At 70.9% G+C, this 3195-nt stretch carries 2 protein-coding genes; one reads left to right on the top strand and one right to left on the bottom strand.

Annotated features, from left to right (window positions below):
* Nucleotides 1-1926, bottom strand: a 1926-nt coding sequence (pepN, locus tag A9O63_RS00415) for an aminopeptidase N (RefSeq protein ID WP_069330150.1), incomplete at its 3' end; no start/stop codon positions are given.
* Nucleotides 1927-2550: 624 nt separating this feature from the next.
* On the opposite strand from pepN, the gene A9O63_RS00420 reads away from it, so the two are divergent.
* On the top strand, nucleotides 2551-3195 hold a 645-nt coding region (locus tag A9O63_RS00420), incomplete at its 3' end, for a deoxyribodipyrimidine photo-lyase (RefSeq protein WP_205631806.1).

Here is a 3195-nt window from a genome sequence, read left to right on the forward strand (position 1 = left end):
GGCCCCGAGCTCGGATTCGAGCCGTTCGGCCAGCGCCCCCGCCATCCGCTCGCGCGCGGCGTGGATGCGGCCCGGGTCCGGCACATGGCCCGCGGCATGGAGCGTCTGGGCCATGTCGTCCTCGCCCGGCAGGCGCAGGGCGAGGGCGCGGAAGGCCGGGTCGAGCGTCTCGTCCACCGCGACCCGCGCCAGCGCCTCGAGCCAGTCGGGCCCGGGCTGGGCCCCTTCGGTGACCATCCGGGCCAGCACGTCCTTGGCGAGGGCGCGTCCGGCCTCCCACTTGTTGAACGGATCGGTGTCATGGGCGAGCAGGAAGGCGCGCTCCTCGGAAGAGGTCTCGCGCTCGAGCACCACGGGCGCCGAGAAGCCGCGCAGGATCGAGGGCACGGGGCGCGCGCCCAGCCCCTCGAAGGTGAAGCTCTGCCGCGGCTGCGTCATTTCGAGGACGGTGGTGGGCAGCACCTCGTCCCCGTTCGGATTGAGCAGCCCCACCGCCACCGGGATCACCTTGGGCTGCTTCACCGGCTGGCCGGGCGTGGGCGGGTTCACCTGTTCGAACTCGAGCGTGTAGCGCCCGTCCTCGAAGCGATCGCTGACCTTCAGGCGCGGCGTGCCGGCCTCGGAATACCAGAGCTTGAACTGCGCAAGATCACGGCCCGTCGCTTCCTCGAAGACGGTGAGCCAGTCCTCGATGGTGGCCGCCTGCCCGTCATGACGCTCGAAATAGAGGTCGAGCGCGCGCGCATAGGCCTCGTCGCCCACGAGCCGCTTGAGCATCCCGATAAGTTCGGCCCCCTTCTCGTAGACGGTCGCCGTGTAGAAGTTGTTGATCTCGATATATTCCTCGGGGCGGACGGGGTGAGCGAGCGGCCCGTCGTCCTCGCGGAACTGCCGGGCGCGGAGCGTCAGCACATCCTCGATCCGCTTCACCGCGGCCGAACGCATGTCCGAGCTGAACTGCTGATCGCGGAAGACGGTGAGCCCTTCCTTGAGGCAGAGCTGGAACCAGTCGCGGCAGGTGATGCGGTTGCCGGTCCAGTTGTGGAAATATTCATGCGCGATGACCGCCTCGATCCGGGCGAAATCATCGTCGGTCGCGGTTTCGGGCAGGGCCAGCACATACTTCGAGTTGAAGATGTTCAGCCCCTTGTTCTCCATCGCCCCCATGTTGAAATCGTCCACGGCGACGATGTTGAACGTGTCGAGGTCGTATTCGCGGCCATAGACCTCCTCGTCCCACTTCATCGAGCGGATCAGGCTGTCCATCGCATAGGCGCAGCGCGCCTCGTCGCCCGGCCGCACCCAGATGTTGAGCGCCACCGTCCGTCCCGAGGCCGTGGTGAAACCCGCGCTATGGGCCACGAGATCGCCCGCGACCAGCGCGAACAGATAGGAGGGCTTCGGCCAAGGATCATGCCATTCGGCCCAGCCCGGCCCCGAGGCCACCTCGTTGCCGTTCGACAGGAGCACCGGCAGGTCGCTCTCGATCCGCACGCGGAACGGAGCCATCACATCGGGCCGGTCGGGGTAGAAGGTGATCTTGCGGAAGCCCTCGGCCTCGCACTGGGTGCAATACATGCCGTTCGACATGTAGAGCCCCTCGAGCTCGGTATTGGCGGCGGGGTCGATCTCGACCTCGGCCGTGAAGGTGAAGGGCGCGTCGGGGAGGCTTGCGCCGGGAAGGGTCAGGCCCGTCGCGTCGGGCTTGGCGGCGAGGGGCGCGCCGTCCAGCGCGGCCGAGACGAGCGCCAGCCCCTCGCCGTCGAGGCGCAGGTCGGGGCGCCCCGTCCGGGCCGGGTTCGGCCGGAACCGGATCTCCGAGAGCACGCGCGTGCGGCCGGGATCGAGCCGGAAGGTGAGCGAGACCCCATCGACGAGATGGCTGGGGGGCAGGTAGTCGGCGAGGCGGATCGGGGTGTCGGTCATGATCTTCTCCTGGACCTTGCAGCCTAGTCCGCGCCGCGGCGTGTGCAAGGCCCGCCGGGCAGGATCCGGCGCGCCACGCATGGGGCGCCTCTCCTCGCCCGCGATCCGCGCCTCGTCCGCGGCGGCGCCGATCCGACGCGGCGAGGCAGAGTCTGCGGGTCTTTGGTGGCAGGAGGATGACGCAAACGGGAGCCACGACCGAAGGCACCGGCAGCGCCCTTGGGCGAGGCGCCCGACCCGTTCCCCGCAACCCCGGAGGTGGCGGGTGCCGCCTCCGGCAACCGGATCCGAGGCGCACTTGCAAGGACAGGTCATCGGCTCGGGCCTGTCCGCCGGATCGAGGCCCCGGGGTGCCGCCTCGGCGAGACGGGACAAGCCCGCCCCCGCCCTGCCCCAACCACCGGTGAGCGGCCCGGCGCGAAAGGCCGCGTCGTCTCCGGCACCCGCCTCGTGAAGGACGGGGGCCGGGCTGCGCCGGAGCACATCCTGAGTCGCTCCTGCGGCCGGCGATCCCCGTGGCCTCGGGGCTGGAGCCGGCGGGCGCACCGACGAGGAACCGGCAGCTCACATTTCCAAGCGTCGCGGCCCCTTGCTCTTTCCGCGCGAGGCGGGCATCACTGTTCCATGAATGTTCTGATCTGGTTTCGCAACGACCTGCGGGTGGCGGATCATCCGGCGCTGGCGCGCGCGGCCGACGACCGCGTGCTGCCGCTGGCCATCGTCGATCCGGCCGAATGGGCCGATCCGGCGCGCTCGGGCCGGCAATGGGCGTTCCGCGCCGAATGTCTTGCAGACCTGCGCGCGGATCTGGCGGCGCTCGGGGCGCCGCTCGCGGTGCGCGTGGGCGATCCGCAAACGGTCCTGTCCAAGCTCTGCAAGCTGCACCGGATCGGACGGATCCTCTGCCTCGAGGATCCCGCTCTCGCGGCGCTCGATCTGGCCCTGCAAGCGTGGGCCGCGGGCACCGGCCTCGAGTTCATCCGGCTGAAGCCCGGCCCGGGGGCACCCGCGGCGCTGACCCCGCTGCCCGCGGTCGAACCGGGGCCGATTCCGCCGGCCCGCGCTCTGCGGCTGGCCGAGGACCGCTGCCCCCACCGCCAGCCGGGCGGGCGGCCGCAGGGGCAGCTCCTGCTCCAGAGTTTCCTCGACCGGCGCGGGAGGCTCTACCGCGACGGGCGCAACCGACTGCTGCAGGCGGAGCGCGCCTCTTCGCGCCTCTCGCCGCATCTCGCGGCGGGCACCCTGTCGCGCGAGGAGGTGCTGGCCGCC

Origin of the sequence: Cereibacter johrii (assembly GCF_001720585.1) — a bacterium.
GTDB classification, from domain to species: domain Bacteria; phylum Pseudomonadota; class Alphaproteobacteria; order Rhodobacterales; family Rhodobacteraceae; genus Cereibacter_A; species Cereibacter_A johrii.